Raw genomic sequence first — 19,341 nt, 5'->3', positions numbered from 1 at the left:
GACATCAAATGAAAGAATCCATACTGGATGGGTTCCGCCTGACCGCGGCGGAACAGGAGCTCCATGTGTACGGCATCCGCGTGGAACGGAGCAGCGGGGAATCCGTCACGCACTTCTGGCGGTCGAACGACCCGGTGAATCTCTATTCGGCCTCCAAGACCTTTACTTCCCTGGCCGTCGGCATGTGTCTGGAAGACGGCCGGTTCAGCCTCTCCGACCGCGTGCTGGATTTCTTTCCGGAGTACCGTGGAATCGCGGCGCCGGGAAGCGAGGCGATCACGCTGCGGGACCTGCTGCACATGGCCTCCGGCAAGCTGCACTTCTGGTTCGGAGAACTGGACGGGCGGAAAATGGAGGACGACTGGGCGGAGCTTTTTTTCCGCGTTCCGGTGACAAAACAGCCGGGGGTGCAGTTTTTCTATTCCAACGCCTGCTGCTACATGCTGGGGCGCACGGTGGAAAAGGTCACGGGAAAAAACGTGCGGGATTTTCTGGTCCCGCGCCTGTTTGTCCCTCTTGGGATTGAAAATCCGCAGTGGCACGCCGATCCGCAGGGACACACGCTCTGTGCGACCCAGTTCTTCCTGACTCTGGACGAGTTCAGCTGCCTAGGCCGCCTGCTGCTCCATCACGGGGTTTGGGATGGGAAGCGGCTAGTGAGCGAAGAATATCTGAAAAACATGTCGGCGGATTCCATCCCCAGCGGATGGGACGGCTGTGAAGAGCCGGAGTGCCTCGCGGGCTATGGATACCAGGTGTGGCTCTGCTCCGCGCCGGGGACCTGGCGCGCGGACGGAAAATACGGACAGTTCTGCATCCTTCTGCCGGAGCGGGAAGCCGCGGTGACCGTCACCGCGCACGAGGAACAGCGGCCCTATTCGATCGTCAGGGCCGTTTTTGACGAGATTGCTCCCAGGCTGTAAAGTTAAAATCGGATTTTATTTAAGATAAAGAATGGGGAAATGGATATGCCGGAATCATTGACAGGCTTAAAACGGACCGATTACTGCGGGGAACTTCGCGCGAAGGACTGCGGCAGGGAAGTGACCGTCTGCGGATGGGTGCAGCGCCAGCGCGACCTGGGGCAGCTCATCTTCATCGATCTGCGCGACCGCACGGGGATCGTCCAGCTTGCGTTCGGGGAGAAAACGGACCGGGAGGTCTTTCAGAAGGCGTTCGCCGCACGGGCGGAATTTGTGCTTGCGGCGCGCGGCACGGTAAAGGAGAGGTCTTCGAAAAACGCGGATCTTCCGACCGGAGAGATTGAACTTGACGTCGCGGAGCTGCGCGTGCTCGCAAAGAGCGAGACCCCTCCGTTCGCCGTGGAGGAAAAAACCGATGTGAAGGAAGACCTTCGTCTGAAATACCGCTATCTGGATCTGAGAAGACCGGACATGCAGAAGAAAATCATCGGCCGGCACCGCATCGTCAAGGCCGTGCGAGACTATTTCGACGACAACGGCTTTCTCGAAATCGAAACGCCGGACCTCATCAAATCCACGCCGGAGGGCGCGCGCGACTATCTGGTGCCCTCCCGCGTGTTCCCGGGCAGCTTTTACGCGCTGCCCCAGTCGCCGCAGCTCTACAAACAGCTTCTGATGCTTTCCGGCTTCGACCGCTACATGCAGGTGGCCCGCTGCTTCCGCGACGAGGACCTGCGCGCCGACCGCCAGCCGGAGTTCACGCAGGTCGACTTCGAGATGTCCTTTGTTTCGCAGGACGACGTTCTGGCCATCGCGGAGGGGTGTGTCAAGGATGTTTATAAAAAAGTTTTGAATATCGATATCCCGACCCCGCTCCGGCGCATGACCTGGCACGAGGCGATGACCCGCTTCGGCTCCGACAAGCCGGACCTGCGCTTTGGGATGGAGCTGACCGACCTGAGCGGCGTATTGGCGGGTACGCAGTTCCGCGTGTTCGCGGGCGCGCTTTCGGCGGGCGGCAGCGTGCGCGGCATCAACCTGAAGGGGAAGGCCGACGCCCTGAGCCGCAAGGAGATCGACAAGCTCGGCGAATGGGTGAAAGCCTACGGTGCGAAGGGCCTCGCGTGGACGCGGCTCGCTTCGGAGAAGGAGACCTCGTCTTATGAGAAATTCCTCGCGCCCGAAGAAGCCGTGGCGGTGCGGAAGGCCCTCGGCGCCGAACAGGGCGACGTGCTGTTTCTGGTTGCGGACGGCAAAAACAAAGCGGTGTTCGACTCCCTCGGCGCGCTGCGCAGGGAGCTGGCATCCCGCTTCGGGCTGATCGACGACTCGAAGCCATGCCTCTTGTGGGTGACGGATTTCCCTCTGTTTGAGTACAGCGAGGAGGAAAACCGTTTTGTCGCAATGCATCATCCGTTCACCATGCCGCGCGAGGAGGACCTCGACAAGCTGGAATCCGACCCCGGCAGCGTGCTGGCCGTCGCCTACGACATGGTGCTGAACGGCAACGAGCTCGGCGGCGGTTCGATCCGCATCAACCGGCCCGATATTCAGGAAAGGATGTTCAAGGTGCTCGGTTTTACCCCGGAGCAGGCGCAGAGGCGCTTCGGTTTCCTGATCGACGCGTTCCGCTACGGCGCGCCGCCGCACGGCGGCATGGCGTTCGGCCTGGACCGCATGGTCATGCTGATGCTGGGCTGCGACAGCATCCGCGACGTCATCGCGTTCCCGAAAGTCGCTTCCTCCGCGGAGCTGATGAGCGGCGCGCCGGATGAAGTCGACCTGAAACAGCTTGAGGAGCTTGGAATATCGATTCTGCCGCGGGATAAAAAGACGGAATAAAACATCATGAGGTCTGAAAAACCGGCGGCCCGTAAAACCCTGTAACGGAAAATGAATGGTATTCTTTAGAGATAAGGAGGGCGCATCATGAACAAGATCAATTACAGAAATCAAATGCTGGAAATCATCAACGGCTTTGAAGGCCGGGTACCCACGCTGCTGCTGCACGATTGCTGCGCCCCCTGCCTGAGCAGTGTCCTGGAGCAGCTTTCGCCGTGTTTCCGGATCACGGTGTTTTTCTACAATCCGAACATCCTGCCGGAAGACGAGTATCAAAAACGCGCGGCGGAGGTCAAGCGCCTGCTCTCCGAACTGCCGCAGAGCTATCCCGCGCGATTCATCGAGGGCCGTTACAACGTCCGCCAGTTTCTTGAAATGGCCCGCGGAAGGGAGCAGGAACCGGAGGGCGGCGAACGCTGCGCGGGTTGTTACCGTTTGCGGCTTGAGGAGACCGCGAAGTACGCCAGGGCGGGCGGATACGATTTTTTTGCTACGACTTTGACGGTCAGTCCCTATAAAGACGCACAAAAGCTCAATGAGATCGGGCAGGAGCTTTCCGGCGAGTACGAAGTGCCTTATCTGCCCTCCGATTTCAAGAAGAGCCGCGGGTATCAGCGGTCGATCGAGCTTTCCCGCGAATACGGGCTGTACCGGCAGGACTTCTGCGGATGCCCGTTTTCCAGGGAGGCGGCACGGCGAAAACGCGCGGCGCGCGGAGGGGGCGGACCGGATTGAAAAAGAAGAAAAAACGGGAGAAGCGGAACCGGCGCGAGGAGGAACAGAACCAGTATTTGCAGGAAAGTCCCCTCGCGCCGGGGCCGGAAAGCGATGCGCCTCTGCAGCGCGCGGTATCGCTGATCGGCGGAAAATGGAAGCTGCGCATTTTATGGGCGCTGCGCGACGGCGAGTCGGCCCGTTACGGAGAAATCCGGCAGCGTGTCTCCGGAATTACGGACATGATGCTGAGCCAAAGCCTCCGGGAGCTGACCGCATCCGGCCTGGTCGAGCGGCGGCAGTATCAGGAAATCCCGCCGAGGGTGGAATACGCCTTGACAGGCGAAGGCACGGGCTTGCTTCCCGTGCTGGAATCGATTTATGCTTGGGCTGTGAATCACTTTGCCGCCCGGTGATTTTTCGGACAGGAGGAGTGTCTGTTGAAAAGATGGATTGGAATCCTTACGGCAGTTTTCATTTTGACGGCGCAGGGGGGGTGCTCGCCGACCCCGTCAAGCTCGGAGGAAAGCAGCGGTGCTGACTCCCTGCCCGCGTCCGGCAGCTCGCAGTCCGTTTCTTCGCAAGCGGGCCTGAAACCGGGAGAAGAGGTACAGATCGCAGGGGAGGACAATCATTTTGAGCTTCACAGCATCGATTTTCTCGACGGCGATGCCGGATGGATGATCCGGGACCGGTATGAATCCGGTTCCGATTCCTACCGGTCGCAGCTTCTGACGACGCAGGACGGCGGAGCAACCTGGACCAAAACAGGTGACGACAGCCGGCAGCTTGACGCGGTCCTTTTTGCGGATCAAAATGAAGGCTGGGCGGTTTCGCAGGAAACGTCCAGGGCCGCCGCTGCCAATGTTTCCAAACTGGTGCGCTATTCCGTCCTCCACACGAAGGACGGCGGGAAGAGCTGGACGGTGCAGTGGAAAAGTTCTTCCGATGAATCCGAATCAAAGCCCGCGCTGTGGGCGGGAGACGCTCAGACGGCGTTTGCGCTCACCGGGAGCCGTCTGCTGCGAACAAAGAACGGCGGAACGGCCTGGACTGCCGTTTCATTCGGAATCAAGGATTTTATCCCGGTCCAAATGTGCTTTGCGGACGGGAAAAACGGATGGGTCGTCGGTGTGAACAGGAAGAAAAGCAGCGTTTCCATCCGATACACGTCGAACGGAGGGAGGAGCTGGCGGCGCCAGTTCCAGAAAAAGATGGACGAGGGCGGAGCGGGCTGTGCCGGCGTGGATTTTCTGAATGCCAAGGAGGGGTGGTTCCTGACCTCCGACCTTGCCACCTGGAACGGGGAGCTGTACCACACGGCGGACGGCGGGCTGCATTGGAGCAAGGCCGGCGGGGTCAAAAGCGTCCGCCCGACTCCGCAGGGGCTTTGCTTTGTGGATTCGCAGACCGGATGGATCCCTTTGAATGTCGGCGCGGGCCCGGTCGACGGCGGCCTTTCCGTCACGCGCGACGGAGGAAAAAGCTTTCAGGTGGCCGGTGCTTCGAATTCGGAAAATGTGGAGGAGACCCAGAAAATCACCAGCGCGAGGGAAATTGTGTTTCAGACCGCTCAATTGGGATGGGCCGTCGGAATGGACCCGAACCGCGGGGATTACCTGCTGAAAACCGAAGACGGCGGGGACAACTGGCAGCAGCTCTACCCGGCGCCGGCGCCGACCGTCGACTTTTCGTTTGTCAACAGCCGGACCGGCTACGGACTGGGAGAACTCTCCGATCCGAACGCGCTGTTGAAAACGGAGGACGGAGGACAAAGCTGGCTGACGGTCAAGAGCTTTACCGGTGAGTACTTTGTCGAAAATCTGTCCTTTATCAGCCCGGAGGAGGGCTGGGTTCTGGCGGCGCCCGTCGGCGCTTCGGACGGTTCGCTTTCGGTTCTGCATACCCTGGACGGCGGCGTCACATGGAGCAGGCTGTGCGGCGGCCTTGCTCCAAATGAAACGCCGGACTGCTTCCGGTTTTTTGACAAAAAAGGCGGAGCGATGATCGTAAAGGGAGGGCGGATTTACCGGACCGCGGACGGCGGGAAAACGTGGAACCCCTCCGCGTACAGCGGCGGGGACAGCGTGATATCCAACCAAAGCGCGCTGAGCCGCCTTGCCGGCGGGAAAACGGATTGGGAAAGCCCAACGATCGCTTTAAAGGACGACGGTGCCGTTGCGGCCGCCCTCTTGTCTGCGGGCAGGGGATTTCTTCTCGCGTCGGGATCCTCCGGAGAATCGGAAATCCGATATGAACTGCTGACCACGCAGGACGCGGGCAAAACGTGGGATCCTCATCTTTTGCCGAAGGGGCTTGGGGAAGACACTTTCGATACGGCGCGGGACCGTTGTCCCATGCAGTTTACGGACGACGGGCACGGCTGGATTCTGGCCGCGCACGGTCTGCTCGCGACGGTCGACGGCGGCCGCTCCTGGACATGGCAGTAAATAAGCGATAACTACAGATGGTATTCACTGTCGAAAATTAAAAAATTAACACACTATATCTTGTAGATCCTTTCTTGACATTCCGGATAAAAACAAGTATAATTCTTATTACACTCGTCCGCCGGAACGATCTTCCGGTGGAAAAGAACCGGAAAGGATGAAGTTAATATGGCGACACGGATTCAGAAACGAAACGGGTCGGTCGTTCCGTTTGATGAAAAAAAAATTCGCAGTGCGATTGAAAAGGCAAATCTGGCGGTGGGGACCGAAAAAATGACCGGGGAGGAGCTGGACCGCCTGACCTCCCGGATTTCCGGGAAGTTCGACGGCGGCGGCACGCCGACGGTGGAGCAGGTTCAGGACGCCGTGGAGGAGATGCTGATTGCGAAGGATTTCGCAAAAACCGCAAAAGCCTATATCCTTTACCGCGCGGAGCATACGAAGATCCGGCAGGCTGAGGGCGACCTGATGGATATCTACCGCCAGCTGACGTTCCGCGACGCGAAGGACATCGACCTGAAGCGGGAAAACGCCAACATCGACGCGGACACCGCCATGGGGACGATGCTGAAGTACGGCTCGGAGGGCTCCAAATATTTTATCAACAACTACATACTGCCGAAGGATATCGCCGCCGCACATTTGAGCGGGGACATCCACATCCACGACGAAGATTTCTACATGCTGACGGAGACCTGCTGCCAGATCGACCTATTGAAGCTGTTTCAAGGAGGCTTCTGCACCGGGCACGGCACGCTGCGCGAGCCGAACGACATCAGCTCCTACGCGGCGCTGGCCTGCATCGCGATTCAGGCGAACCAGAACGAGATGCACGGCGGCCAGAGCATCCCGAATTTCGACTTTTCCATGGCTCCGGGCGTCGCCAAAACGTTCCGCCGGTGTTATTTTCAGGAGCTTTCCAAATATTTTCAGGTTGCCCACGGCATGGAAGCCGCCGACGCGGACGCGTTGACCGTCGAGACGCGCCGCGCGGTGGGAGATGACATCACGATGGGAAATGCGGACGAATATGGCATCCGCTTCGTTCAATATCTGCCGGAGCATCAGCGCGCCGGGGGCTTTGAGGAGATCGCGGAGCGGGAGGCGGCCAAGGCGCACCGGTATGCGGTCGGGGCGGCGGTCAGGGGAGCAGACCGCGCCACGTATCAGGCAATGGAAGCGCTGATCCACAACCTGAACACCATGAATTCGCGCGCGGGCGCTCAGGTTCCGTTCAGTTCCCTGAATTATGGAACGGATACGTCGCCGGAGGGCCGCATGGCGATGAAAAATCTGCTGCTCGCGACAAAGGCGGGCCTCGGAGAAGGGGAGACCCCGATATTCCCCGTACAGATCTTCAAGGTCAAGGAGGGCGTCAACTACAATCCGGGGGACCCGAACTACGACCTGTTCCAGCTTTCGGTGCGGGTCAGCGCGAAGCGCCTGTTCCCGAATTTCAGCTTTCTCGACGCCCCGTTCAATCTCCAGTACTACAAACCGGGAGACTACAATACGGAGGTCGCCTATATGGGCTGCCGCACGCGCGTGATGGGCAATGTTCACGACCCGGACCGTGAGGTGACCTGCGGCCGCGGGAACCTGAGCTTTACCTCGATCAACCTGCCGCGCATCGGCATCGAGGCGCACGGAGACGTCGGCAGATTCTATGAGATCCTTGACAAGCGCATCGACCTGGTCGTCCGGCAGCTGCTGCACCGATTCAAGATCCAGTGCTCCAAAAAAGTCTACAATTATCCGTTCCTGATGGGCCAGGGCGTCTGGATCGACAGCGATCAGCTCGGCTGGGAGGACAGCATCGAGGAAGTCCTCAAGCACGGCACGCTGAGCGTCGGGTTTATCGGCCTCGCGGAAACGCTGAAGGCTCTGACCGGAAAACACCACGGCGAAAGCCCGGAAAGCCAGAAGCTCGGCCTTGAGATCATCGGCCATATGAGAAAGCGCATGGACGACGAATCGAAGAGAACGGGGCTGAATTTTACGCTTCTCGCGACACCCGCGGAGGGTCTTTCCGGGCGCTTTGTCAGGATCGACCAAAAGAAATATGGAAAGATCCCCGGTGTCACCGACCGGGAGTACTACACGAATTCGTTCCATATTCCCGTTTATTTTCCCATCCGCGCGTTTGAAAAAATCAAACTGGAGGCTCCCTATCATGCCCTGACCAACGCGGGCCACATCAGCTATGTGGAGCTGGACGGCGACACGACGAAAAACCCGGAGGCGTTCGAGGCCATCATCCGCTGCATGAAGGAAAGCGGCGTCGGCTACGGCTCCGTCAATCATCCGGTCGACCGCGACCCGGTCTGCGGCTACAATGGGATCATCGACAACGAGTGCCCGCACTGCCACCGGACGGAGGACGAAGGGCCGAAATTCGAGCGCATCCGCCGCATCACCGGCTACCTGGTCGGCACGCTGGACCGGTTCAACGACGCGAAACGCGCGGAGGAAAGGGACCGGGTCAAGCATGGCATCTGAACTGAACGTTTGCGGCGTTGAGCCGGAATCCATCGTGGACGGCAGGGGCATCCGGTTCGTCGTGTTCGTGCAGGGGTGTCCGCACCGCTGCCCGGGCTGCCACAATCCCCAGTCCCACCCGTTTGAGGGCGGAACCGTGATGAATACGGACGATCTTTTCCGCCGGATCCGCGAAAATCCGCTGCTCAGGGGCGTTACCTTCAGCGGCGGCGAACCGTTCTGCCAGCCGGGCCCGCTGGCGGAGCTGGCTTCCCTTGTGCATTCCGCCGGGCTGGATGTGACCACCTACTCCGGGTATCGGTACGAGGAGCTTCTGGCGATGCGTGACCCTGAGGTCAAGGACCTTCTTGACCGGACGGACGTGCTGGTGGACGGCCCGTTTCTGCAGGAGCAGAAGGATCTGACGCTGCTGTTTCGCGGCAGCCGGAACCAGCGGGTGATCGATTTAAACGAAAGCAGACGTCTCCATCAGCTCGTTTTGGAGAAACTGGAAGAAAATTAACTTCTTACAGAGCCGAGGTTCCAGAATTGTAAATCGTCGCGGTTTATGGTACACTGAATGTAGAATTTCGGATGGGAAGCGATGAGTTTGTATTCCGGGAAAAATACTAAAATCAGCGTCCAGATGTTTGGCGAATTTTCAATTACCATTAACGGAAAAACTCTGACAAATCTGAAAGGGCGTACCAAGAGGGTCTGGATGCTGATTCAATATCTCATTGCGCAGCGCAATGTTCCCGTGCCGCTGAACCGGCTTCTCCGGGATATCTGGGACGGGCGCGAGTGCGGGGACCCGGAAAATGCCCTGAAGAACCTCGTTTACCGGGCGCGCACGATTCTGGGGGACTTGTCCGGCGACCAGTCCCAATTTATTATTTTTTTAAACGGGACCTACGTATGGAACAACCAGTATGAATGCAGTGTGGATTCCGAGCGGTTCCTTGAATACGCTCAAAAAGCCTGTTTGCAAAAAGCCCCGGTTGAAAAGCGGATCCGATGGTACAGGAAGGCGATCGGGCTTTATCAGAACGGCTTTTTGCCGAAATCTTCCTATGGAACCTGGGTGATTTTGCAGAGTACGCGCTATATGGGACTGTATCTCCGCTGTGTTGTCGGCCTTTGCGGCCTGCTGGCGCAAAAGGACCGCTTTGAGGAGATGATCCCGGTCTGCGAAGAAGCGCTCCGCCTGTTCCCCTATGAGGAGCCGGTCCATATTCTGCTGCTGCAGGCTTATTCAAACACGGGCTGCGAGGGGAAGGCGTTCGACCACTACGACCGCACTGTGAAGCTGTTCTACCAGGAATTCGGGGTCAATCTCAGCGGCCTTTTTAAACCGTGCGTCAGCCGGATATCGGACAGCAGCCGGCCGCAGACGGATCTGGAAAGCATCCACAGCGACCTTCAGGAGAAGACAAAAATCAAAGGGGCTTTTTACTGTGATTACGATATGTTTAAATATCTGTATCGGTCCCAGGTCCGGATGATGCCGCGCACCGGCCTTTCCATATTCCTGATTCTGTTTACGATGAACGGCAGGGACGGCGGCATGCCGGAGCCGGAAGTCCTCAGGGCCGCCTCTGAAAAGCTCAAAAATGCCATTCTGACCGGAATGAGAAGAGGGGACACGGTGGCCTCCTGCAGTGCGACGCAGTATATTGCCATGCTGCAGACCGTCACGTCGGAAACCGCGCAGGGTGTCGTGCAGCGGGTGATGCGCAAATTCAGGTTTGATTACCGGCGTGATGCCGTTCGTGTGAGCACTAAGATCACTTCCATCATGGAATAGCCGGTCTGTCACAAAAAAGCGGGCACCCTGTGAGGCGCCCGCTTTTTTGTGCTTTATTCGCCGCCGATATAAAGGGATTTGTCTTTTGCGTACAGGATTTTCTGCTGGCTGTATAGGCTGGAATACCCGGAGAGCATGTAGCTGATTCCGGCGGCGAGAAGATAGTAGATGATTCCCTTTTCACCGAAAACCTCGACGCTGAGGACAAACGAGGTCAAAGGACAGTTTGTCACCCCGCAGAATACCGCCATAAAGCCAACGGACGCCCCAAAGGAAGGGTTCAATCCGATCAGGCTGCCGGTGAAGGAGCCAAACGTAGCCCCGACAAAGAAAGCGGGAACAATTTCGCCGCCGCGGAACCCCGCGCCGAGCGTCACGGCAGTGAAGAGAAGTTTCAGCAAAAACGCTTCCGGCCGTGAGCTTTGCAGGAAGGCCGCGGCAATTACGTCGCTGCCCATGCCCAGGTAATCCCGGCCGAACACCAGGGAGAGGAAAATGAGCAAGCCCCCGCCGGCCGCAGCACGCATGTATTGGTTCGGAATCCATTTTTTGCAGAGCAGGCCAGTGCCATGCATTACAAAGCAGAAAAGGATGCTGACCAGCGCGCACAGGATTCCCAGCAGCGCCACCTGCAGGAGCGGCAAGACGCCGATATCGGGCGTTCCGGTGACGGTGAACTGCGTGGGAATCGCATGAAACGACCGGGAGATGCCCGCCGCGACAATAGAGGCGACGATGCAGGGAACAAGAGCGGAATAATACATGACGCCGACCGTTATCACTTCCATTACCAGCAGAGTGGAGGTCAGCGGCGTCCCGAACAGGGCGGAAAAACAGGCGGCCATGCCGCACATGGTAACCACGTGCAGATCTTTTTCATCAAGGCGGAACAGGCTCCCGATCCGGTAACCAAGGCTGCCGCCAAGCTGAAGGGCGGCTCCCTCGCGGCCCGCCGAACCGCCGAACAGGTGCGTAATTGCGGTTGCGATAAAAATCAGCGGCGCCATCATGGTGGGGATCGGTTCCGGTGACCGCACCGCTTCGATCACCAGATCCGTTCCCTTTGGCTGCGTGATTTTGCCCATGTGATAGAGAAACACGATGGCCAGACCGCCCAGTGGAAGAAACCAGATCAGCCATCCGTAAGTGGTGCGCAGCATCGTAACATACCGGATGCAGAAATAGAACAGAGTGCCTACCCCGCCAGCCACGGCGCCAATCAGTATGGAGATGATGCTCCACTTGAAAAAAGACCCGAGGATGGAGATCATGTCCCGCGGGCTTCCGCACTGACAGACAGCAAATTCGTTTAACTGGTGTTTCCACTCCCCGTGCCGGGCGGAATCTCCACGGATGATATTTGCCGCTTTCGCAACGGTCTGTTTCGCGTATTCCTTTACACTCATTCGCATTCACCTAATTTATCATGATAATTTCAGTATAAAGGAAGAAAATGCAGTTATTAAGACTGAAAAGAAAAAAGCGGAGTCCGTTTGGCAAACCCAGCCGCGTATTCAGTCTTTTCCGGAGCCGTGCGTCAGATCCCGGTAAAGTTCGTTTTTCCTGCGCCCGGTTTCCGCCGCGGCCCGCTTTGCGGCCTCCGGCGCGGACAGCCCCTGGCCGAGATACTCCCGCGCCAGCTTCAGCGCGTCCGCGGCGGAGGACTCCGCCTGCTTCGGTTCCGGCGCGCCTTCGATCACGAGCACGAATTCTCCCCTGGGGGTCTCCCCCACGTAACGGTCCGCCGCCCGTGCCAGCGTCGTGCGGATGACCTCCTCATGGATTTTCGTCAATTCGCGCGCCAGCGCGACCCGCCGCCCGCCGCCCCAGGCTTCCGCCATATCGGCAAGGGTGGAGGCAAGCTTGTGCGGCGCCTCGTAGAACACCATGGTGCGCCGTTCCGTTTTCAGCTCTTCCAGATGCTCGCGCCGGCTTTTTTTGGAAACGCTGAGGAAACCCTCAAAGGTAAAGCGCCCGGTCGGCAGTCCGGAAACCGCCAGAGCGGAAATGACGGCGCTGGGACCCGGGACAACGAACACGGGCAGGGCGCGTTCGGCGCACTGAGCGACCAGCAGTTCACCGGGGTCTGAAATCGCGGGCATTCCCGCGTCGGTCACCAGCACGCAGGTTTCTCCGGCCCCGATCCTCTCACAGATCACGTCTCCTTTTTCGTATTTGTTGTGCTCAAAATAGGAGATCATCGGCTTCCTGATCCCGAAGTGATTGAGCAGCTTTACGGTAACGCGCGTGTCTTCCGCCGCGATAAAGTCGGCGCTTTCCAGCGCCTCCCGCGCGCGCGGCGAAAAATCGGACAGATTCCCGATCGGCGTGCCGACCACAATCAGCTTTCCGCTCATGTCCGCCCCTCCTTGTAATCTCCGTAGATTCTCAGCATCTCTTCGGACCAGCCGCCGCTTTCCGACTCGACCAGCAGCGCCGGCTGCACCGAAAGGCCGGGCCGTCCGCCCCGGTTCGCCTGCATCAGAAACAGGAAAGGGGCCTTGTCCGCGCGCTGCTGAACAAAACGGAGCCGTTTCGGTTCCAGCCCGGCCGTCCGGAGCGCCGGAATGGCGTCGCAGAGGCGCGCGGGCCGAAGACAGAAAAAAAAGCGTCCGCCCCAGCGAAGAAGCGCCCCGGCGGACGCTGCGATTTCGGAAAAGCTGCAGGCGACCTCGTGCCGCGCGATCCGGCGGCTTTCCTGTGTGCTGTGCTGTCCGGACCCGTCCGGCTGGTAGGGAGGATTGCAGGCGATCAGATCGAGGCTGCGGGGGATGGAACGATTGTCCTTCAGGAGGCGGATATCCTCCTGCACGATTTCGATCCGGTTCTCCAACCCGTTGAAACGGGCGGAACTGCGCGCGAGTTCACAGGCTTCCTCCTGAAGCTCGACCGCGTATACCCGCTGCGGAGCGGACCGGGCGCACCATAAAAGCGGGATCGTGCCGCAGCCCGTGCCGAAATCGGCGCAGGTTTCACCGGGGCGCGGCATGGAATAATCGGCGAGCAGGATTGTGTCGGTATTAAAGGTGTGATTTTTTCCGGTGACGGCGTAAAAGCCGGAAGAAAGTGGCTCCAGCTTCCCGTCTGTGCGGAGAGCTTCCTCCGCCCGGAGGCGAACATCCCGGCGTTCCATTGCTGCGGTCCTCCTATGGCGTTTCAAATTGGCTGAAAAAGAAAAAAGACGGGCGCAGAACGCTCCGTCTTTTTGTCCTGTCGGAATCAGTTTTCCGGTTTCGGCGCACCGACGGGGCAGACCTCCGCGCAGGATCCGCACTCCGTGCATTTTTCCGGATCAATCACGAATTTGCCATCGCCTTCCGAAATTGCTTCCACCGGGCATTCACCGGCGCAGGCACCACAGGAAATGCAATCATCACTGATAACATATGCCATAAAAGGAACACCTCCAATACTTTATATAGACCTATTGTAACATAAAAATGCAAAATTGCAACCGTAAATTTAGTTCCCCTCGAGGGTTTTCAGCTGCTCCATCTCGTCCTTGCTGACTGCATTTTTTCCGCTTTTCAATACGCGGACGTCTCTGGCGCGGAACGCCTGCGTGGGGGTGTCCGGGGAGGAGTCGAGCCGGACATAGACGGTCTCGGTCAGCAGGTTGTTGTCCGCCACCACCCCGCGCCCCTTCGGCGTCATGACGACGGAATTGATCCCGGGGACGCTGCGCAGCAGGCTGGCGTAAGTCTCCTGCTCATATTTCAGGCAGCACATCAATCTGCCGCAGATGCCGGAGATTTTCACGGGATTCAGCGAAAGGCCCTGCTCCTTGGCCATTTTGATCGAAACGGGCTGGAACCCGCCGAGGAACGTCGCGCAGCAGAACGGTTTGCCGCAGATGCCGAGCCCGCCGAGCATTTTCGCCTCGTCCCGCACGCCGATCTGCCGCAGTTCGATGCGGGTACGGAAAACGGAGGCGAGGTCTTTGACCAGTTCGCGAAAGTCGACGCGTCCGTCCGCCGTAAAATAGAACAGGATCTTCGAATTGTCGAACGTGTATTCCACGTCGACCAGCTTCATTTCCAGCTTATGGGCGGCGATTTTCTTCAGACAGATCCCAAAGGCCGCCTTTTCTTTTTTCTTGTTTTCCTCGACCTTTTGCAGGTCCTCTTCCGTCGCGGTGCGGATAAGCTGGCGCAGGGGCTGCACAAGCTCTTCCTCTCCGATCTGGCGGTTTTCCATGGCGACTTCCCCGCATTCCACTCCGCGGGCGGTCTCCACGATCACCTTGTCGCCCTTTTTCAGGATGTTGCCGGCCGGGTCAAAATAATAGACCTTGCCGACGTTCTTAAATCGCACGCCAATTACCTCGGCCATATGGCCCTCCTTTTCGTCGCTGTTTCCATTTATGATTTTCCGGCCGCTTCCCTCAGCCCCGCGCACAGGGCGGTGACCAGAAGCGCCGCGTTTGCATTTTGCTCCAGCGCGCGCCGGGCGCGCCCGGTTTCCTCCAGAAGAAGCATCAGGCTTTTCCGGGTCAGCTTGGAGGCGAGGTACGCCGCCGCGCCGCTTTCGCCGGAGAGGCTGGAGTTTCCTCCCGCCCGAAGCACGGCGGCGTCGCGGAGCAGCAAAAAAAGCTGTGCCAGAACGGCGCGCAGTCGGTCGCGGTCCCGGATGAGCGGCGCCGTTTGGAACAGCAGCTCCGCCTCGCCGGGCGCCACGACCGCGCGCGCGACCGCCGCCGCTTCCCCGCGGCCCTCTTCGCTCCCCCCGCCGTCTTCCAGAGTAAAAATCTGCACCCGGGACCGGATGGTCGGCAGCAGGGCGGAAGCGCTGAAGGCGGTCAGAAGAAAAATCACGTTTTCGGGCGGTTCTTCCAGAACTTTTAGAAGCGCGTTCTGAGACGGTTCCGCCATGTTATGCACGCCTAAGAGACGGTAAACCTTCCTCGGCGCCTCGTTTGGAAGGATGTAGGCTCCGGCGCGGATCTCCCGCACGGCGTCCACCGGAAAAACGCGGGGATTGCCGTCGCCGTCCAGCGTCAGGATGTCCGGGTGGGAGCCCGCGGCCGCCTTGACGCAGCCGGGGCAGCGCCCGCAGGGCCGTTCGTTCTCCGCAAGGCAGACAGCCGCCTTCGCAAGAATCCCGGAGAGGATGTCGGTTCCGCTGCCCGGAGAACCCTCCAGAAGAACCGCGTGGGGAAAACGTCCCTCATCAAAGGCAAGGGACAAGCTCCTCTTGACCTCCGGATTGCCGGAAAAACCTTCAAAATTCAAACTCATACCTTTTCAAAGCGGTCCACATTCAGCACAAAGATCGTGGAACCGCCGATGGTAACTTCCACCGGGAACGCGGAGTAGACGCCGATATCCATGGTGGTGGTACTCGGGACGAGCTGCGTGCGGCGCCGGCTCTGGCCGGCGATGATGGAAATGACCTGGTCCACCTTTTCATCTTCCGTGCCGACGATAAAAGTTGTGTTGCCCTTCTTCAAGAATCCGCCCGTTGTCGCGAGCTTTGTGACGGAAAAGCCCTCCTTGGTCAGTGCCGAGGAGACCATGCCGCTGTCGTCGTTGCCTACAATCGCCAATACCAGCTTCATTCGTATCCCTCCCGTTCGTGAGATCCTGATGATGAAATACTTTGTTCTATTCTATTTTATCACTTTTATTTCATAAATGCCAGTGCCGCGCAGAAACTCCGCCGCCTCTTTTGAAATCCGCTCGCCCGGCATGACGACGGGAATGCCCGGCGGACAGGGGCAGGCGATCTGCGCGGCGGTTTCTCCGGCGGCCCGGGAGAGCGGGGCAGACCGGGTTTCGGCCAGCGCCGCCTCCCGCAGGGGAACGACGGAAGGGCAGAGCGGCGGAAAAGAGGGAATTTCAGGAAGCGGATCCCCGGCGGGGAGCCGGCGGACGGCCTGTTCCAGCCGGAGAAAGTCCGCTTCGGTGTTGAACGGCGTCGGGATGAAAATCACGAACGAGCGGTCCGCATACTCCGGCTCGACGCCGGCGGCACGGAACCGCTCGGCGGCCTGTATGCCGGCCAGCCCGATTTCCGACGTTTTCAGCGCCAGCCGCGTCGGGTCGCAGAGGCCTTCGGGCGAGGGAATCCCGCGCGACCGGGCCAGGCAACGGATTTGGCTCACGCGCTCCTGCAGAACAGGGAAGGCGCCGGAATTTCGTTCCAGCCGCTCCCGGCACAGGTCGAGAGAGGCGAGAACCGGAAACGAAGGGCTGGTGGAGCCGAACAGGGCCATCGCCTCCTTCGCGTCCTTTGCAAAGCGGGAGTCCGCGATGTTCAGCCACGCTCCGCCGGTCAGGACGCCGAGCGTCTTGTGGGCGGAGTCGGCGGTCATGGAAGCGCCGCGGAGAAGCGGGTGCAGCTTTGGTTCGGTAAACATCAGGTGCGCCCCGTGCGCGCAGTCAACCAGAAGCGGAAGATCCTTTTTGCGGCACGCCGCGGAAATCGCGGCGATGTCGAGCAGCCGCCCGTAATAATCCGGGCTGGTGACATAAACGGCTTTCACGTCCGCTCCGCAGGTGTCCACCGCATGGACCAGATCCTCCGGCATCGCCCAGACCGGTTCGATCCCGAGCAGCGCCATCGCGCCGACCGCGCTGCGGTGGACATTTCGGGCACAGAGGACTGTTCCGCCGTGCGGGGCGGCGAGGCGGAACATCGCCTGGACGCACAGCGTGCATCCCCCCGCGGAAAGACAGGTGCGCGCCGTGCCGAACAGGGAGGAGGCCAGTTCTTCCGCCCGCTCGACCGGACCGCCGCCGTCGTACAGGCTGCCGGTATCCGGCAGCTCGGTCAGATCGAGCCGGGACAGGCCGTCCGGGAGGGCGGCGGGATTGTTTTTATGGCCCGGCGTATGGAAGGATGCCCGCCCGAGGGCGGCGTGCCGGACCAATGCTTCATAGAGCGGTGCGGACACGCGCCCGCCTCCTTTCGAAAAAAGCCGCGCGGCAGAATCGCCGCGCGGGTTAAAGCCTTGGACTGTCGGGGGATTTCTTGATACCGTCCCGCTCAACTGAACTGCTCTTTTTCTGCGCACTGAACAGCGGGCCGCCGGGACCGGCGACGCGCCGGTTAGCCCGCGTTGTTGTAGACCTTATCGGGAATATCGCTCTCGAAAATAAAGGATGCGATGTCTTTTTTGCATTTGTCGAGAATGGGAACCAGAACATCGGCCCCCGTTCCGCCCAGCATCACGGTTTCAGACGTATACTCATCGTTCGCGGGCACCCGGTCCTGGCTGATCGGATAATTCAGGTACGTGAGGGAATTCGATGCCATCGCCAGAATTTCCGATTTGGTCATGTTTGTCGTCACGAGATTCAGCGTATCGGCCAGCGCGCCGTAGATCGTCGGCAGGCTGGAGCCCTTCAGGGAATCGACGATGCTGGAAAACACCTTGCGCTGCCGCTCCGTGCGCTCGAAATCGTCGCCGATCGCGCGGATGCGCGAATAATAATGGGCCTGCGCCCCGCTGAGCGTGAACGTGCCGGCTTTCAGATTCCGCCTGGAATCCCCCGAATACTGGTTTACCAGCTTGGCCTCCGCCGCCGTCAGCGTGATCTTGACTCCGCCGAGCCGGTCGATAATTTTATTAAAAGCGTCATTGTCTATAATGACATAGCGGTCGATATCCACGCCGAAATTCGATTCGAGCGTGCGCACGACAGCCTGTGCCCCCTTGACCCCGCCGCCGTTCATGCTGTAGGCGGCGTTCAGGCGGTTGCTGCCGACGCCGGGAATCGCGACATACAGGTCGCGCATAAAGGAGGTCAGTTTGATTTTTTTATGGCGCGTATCCACTGAAACCAGCATCATGCTGTCGCTGCGGCCCGTGTCGTTTTTCTGGTAATTGTCCACGCCGAGCAGCAGAATGTTGGTAATGGCGTCGTCATGGTACAGCCCGCCCAGGAGCCCGGCGTTGGCGCTGTCCGTCCCGCCGCCGGAGTTGGTTTCAAACAGGGAGCCGGTCGACTGCGGCTCTTCCTCCTGCGGATCGGCAAAGTTGATTCTGTTCAACAGGCTGTCGGCGTAAACGCAGCCGACCCCCGCGGTAAGCATCAAAAGACTTAGGACCAAAATGGAAATATTCCGGAGCAGGTGCCTTCTTCTTCTTTTCACTTCATCCATCCCTTCATGATTCGGCCCGCCGTGCGGAACGTGGAAATCTGTGGCTTTGTCCGGGCGGCGCAGAGAGAAGAAACTCCCGGCGGCGGAACGAGCCGTGTTTGCAAAGAGTTTCCCTGAAAGCGTGCCCGGGACGAACCGCAGACTGAAAAGCATAACCGCGCCAAAGCCGTGTCCGCCGTAGGCGCGAAAAGACGCTGTGCGTCCGCCGCAGGCGCGTCCTGATCGGAGGTCCGCGGAAAGAAACTGTGCGTCCTTAACCGTAATAGTATAAAGAAAAGGCCGCTTTCTATGATTGCGGAAAAAAATTATTTTTTGTAAAATTTCTGGAAATTTTCCAATTATTCCTGTTCGTCCAGCGTCAGGCTGAACGAGGGCAGGAATTCTTCCATGAAGCAGTCCGCCTCCGGCAAACGCAGTTCCCTGACCGAATTGCGAAGGGCCGTTTCCGCCTGGCAGAACTCCGTGTTTCCCATCCGTTTTTCCTCCACGCACTTGATGACCGCGGAGATCTTGTCCGCCGCGCGGACCAGCTTCAGCAGCTCCGCGTCGCCGGGTTCCGCGGTTTCTCCCAGAAGCGGGCGGTACACGCCCTGCAGGTCCTCCGGCAGGAAGCCGAGCAGGCGCTCCCGCGCGACGGATTCCACCTCCCGGTAGGCGGAGCGGATTTTCGGGCTGAAATATTTGACGGGAGTCGGCATGTCCCCCGTGATGATCTCCGGCGCGTCGTGGAACAGGGCGAGCGCGGCGGCGCGGCCCGGGTCGGCGTTTCCGTCGAAGCGGGTGTTGCGCAGGACGGCAAGCGCGTGCGCGATGACGGCGGTCTCAAAGCTGTGCTCGCACAGGTTTTCCTGCCGGGTGTTTCGCATCAGGCCCCAGCGGTTGATATTTTTCATGCGCGACAGCACGGCGAAAAAATGGAACACGAATCAGTCCCCCTTTGCCCGTACCTTCTTATCATACCGTATTTTCTCATATTTTCAATACAAAAAATTCATCATTTCTCCAGGAATCTTTCTTGTTT

General features: G+C 59.2%; 18 protein-coding genes. 8 read left to right on the top strand and 10 right to left on the bottom strand.

The genetic code is table 11. The annotated features are described in order from the left end of the window. Positions 1-8 precede the first annotated feature (8 nt). The 8 genes from VA597_RS16820 to VA597_RS16785 all read left to right on the top strand — a co-directional run bounded on the left by VA597_RS16820 (position 9) and on the right by VA597_RS16785 (position 10,214). Complete coding sequence (locus VA597_RS16820; protein WP_128744028.1) at positions 9-923, top strand: serine hydrolase domain-containing protein; 915 nt, start codon at positions 9-11, stop codon at positions 921-923. Positions 924-968: 45 nt separating this feature from the next. Then, on the top strand, positions 969-2,765 hold the full coding sequence (gene aspS / locus VA597_RS16815; protein WP_128744027.1) for an aspartate--tRNA ligase: 1,797 nt from the start codon (positions 969-971) through the stop codon (positions 2,763-2,765). Between the two features lie 87 nt (positions 2,766-2,852). After that, entirely contained in the window at positions 2,853-3,500 is a 648-nt protein-coding gene (locus VA597_RS16810; protein WP_128744026.1) for an epoxyqueuosine reductase QueH, read from the top strand. Further along, positions 3,497-3,895, top strand: coding sequence for a winged helix-turn-helix transcriptional regulator (locus VA597_RS16805; RefSeq protein WP_128744025.1), 399 nt, complete (start codon positions 3,497-3,499; stop codon positions 3,893-3,895). The genes VA597_RS16810 and VA597_RS16805 overlap by 4 nt, the downstream gene beginning before the upstream one ends. A 24-nt stretch (positions 3,896-3,919) precedes the next feature. After that, positions 3,920-5,929, top strand: coding sequence for a WD40/YVTN/BNR-like repeat-containing protein (locus VA597_RS16800; protein ID WP_128744024.1), 2,010 nt, complete (start codon positions 3,920-3,922; stop codon positions 5,927-5,929). A gap of 168 nt (positions 5,930-6,097) precedes the next feature. Beyond that, entirely contained in the window at positions 6,098-8,428 is a 2,331-nt protein-coding gene (locus VA597_RS16795; protein ID WP_128744023.1) for an anaerobic ribonucleoside triphosphate reductase, read from the top strand. Beyond that, a complete protein-coding gene (gene nrdG / locus VA597_RS16790; protein WP_128744022.1) occupies positions 8,418-8,930 on the top strand; it encodes an anaerobic ribonucleoside-triphosphate reductase activating protein in 513 nt (170 codons plus the stop codon). The genes VA597_RS16795 and nrdG overlap by 11 nt, the downstream gene beginning before the upstream one ends. Positions 8,931-9,011: 81 nt before the next feature. Then, on the top strand, positions 9,012-10,214 hold the full coding sequence (locus tag VA597_RS16785; RefSeq protein WP_128744021.1) for an AfsR/SARP family transcriptional regulator: 1,203 nt from the start codon (positions 9,012-9,014) through the stop codon (positions 10,212-10,214). Between the two features lie 53 nt (positions 10,215-10,267). On the opposite strand, the gene VA597_RS16780 is transcribed toward VA597_RS16785, so the two are convergent. From VA597_RS16780 to yfbR, 10 genes are all read right to left on the bottom strand, one after another. Beyond that, positions 10,268-11,620 carry a chloride channel protein gene (locus tag VA597_RS16780; RefSeq protein WP_326974893.1) on the bottom strand — a complete coding sequence of 451 codons (1,353 nt, stop codon included), beginning with the start codon at positions 11,618-11,620 and terminating at the stop codon, positions 10,268-10,270. Positions 11,621-11,728: 108 nt separating this feature from the next. Next, complete coding sequence (gene rsmI / locus VA597_RS16775) at positions 11,729-12,571, bottom strand: 16S rRNA (cytidine(1402)-2'-O)-methyltransferase (protein WP_128744020.1); 843 nt, start codon at positions 12,569-12,571, stop codon at positions 11,729-11,731. Next, positions 12,568-13,347, bottom strand: coding sequence for a tRNA1(Val) (adenine(37)-N6)-methyltransferase (locus VA597_RS16770; protein WP_128744019.1), 780 nt, complete (start codon positions 13,345-13,347; stop codon positions 12,568-12,570). The genes rsmI and VA597_RS16770 overlap by 4 nt, the downstream gene beginning before the upstream one ends. A gap of 86 nt (positions 13,348-13,433) precedes the next feature. Further along, positions 13,434-13,607 (bottom strand): DUF362 domain-containing protein, encoded by a 174-nt coding sequence (locus VA597_RS16765; RefSeq protein WP_128744018.1) that lies wholly within the window; start codon positions 13,605-13,607, stop codon positions 13,434-13,436. A gap of 69 nt (positions 13,608-13,676) precedes the next feature. Then, positions 13,677-14,546 (bottom strand): PSP1 domain-containing protein, encoded by an 870-nt coding sequence (locus tag VA597_RS16760; RefSeq protein WP_128744017.1) that lies wholly within the window; start codon positions 14,544-14,546, stop codon positions 13,677-13,679. A gap of 29 nt (positions 14,547-14,575) precedes the next feature. Next, positions 14,576-15,445, bottom strand: a complete 870-nt coding sequence (locus VA597_RS16755; protein ID WP_128744016.1) for a DNA polymerase III subunit — start codon at positions 15,443-15,445, stop codon at positions 14,576-14,578. 2 nt (positions 15,446-15,447) lie between these two features. Further along, positions 15,448-15,771 (bottom strand): cyclic-di-AMP receptor, encoded by a 324-nt coding sequence (locus VA597_RS16750; RefSeq protein WP_128744015.1) that lies wholly within the window; start codon positions 15,769-15,771, stop codon positions 15,448-15,450. A gap of 51 nt (positions 15,772-15,822) precedes the next feature. After that, a complete protein-coding gene (locus VA597_RS16745) occupies positions 15,823-17,109 on the bottom strand; it encodes an aminotransferase class I/II-fold pyridoxal phosphate-dependent enzyme (protein ID WP_128744014.1) in 1,287 nt (428 codons plus the stop codon). A gap of 155 nt (positions 17,110-17,264) precedes the next feature. After that, the gene (locus tag VA597_RS16740; RefSeq protein WP_326974892.1) at positions 17,265-18,473 is read right to left on the bottom strand and encodes an LCP family protein; all 1,209 of its coding nucleotides are present in this window, start codon (positions 18,471-18,473) and stop codon (positions 17,265-17,267) included. Between the two features lie 185 nt (positions 18,474-18,658). After that, positions 18,659-19,243 carry a 5'-deoxynucleotidase gene (gene yfbR, locus VA597_RS16735; protein ID WP_128744013.1) on the bottom strand — a complete coding sequence of 195 codons (585 nt, stop codon included), beginning with the start codon at positions 19,241-19,243 and terminating at the stop codon, positions 18,659-18,661. Positions 19,244-19,341 lie beyond the last annotated feature (98 nt).

This window comes from Caproicibacter sp. BJN0012, assembly GCF_035986805.1.
GTDB lineage: Bacteria > Bacillota > Clostridia > Oscillospirales > Acutalibacteraceae > Caproicibacter.
This window is presented reverse-complemented; position numbering and strand designations above follow the sequence as displayed.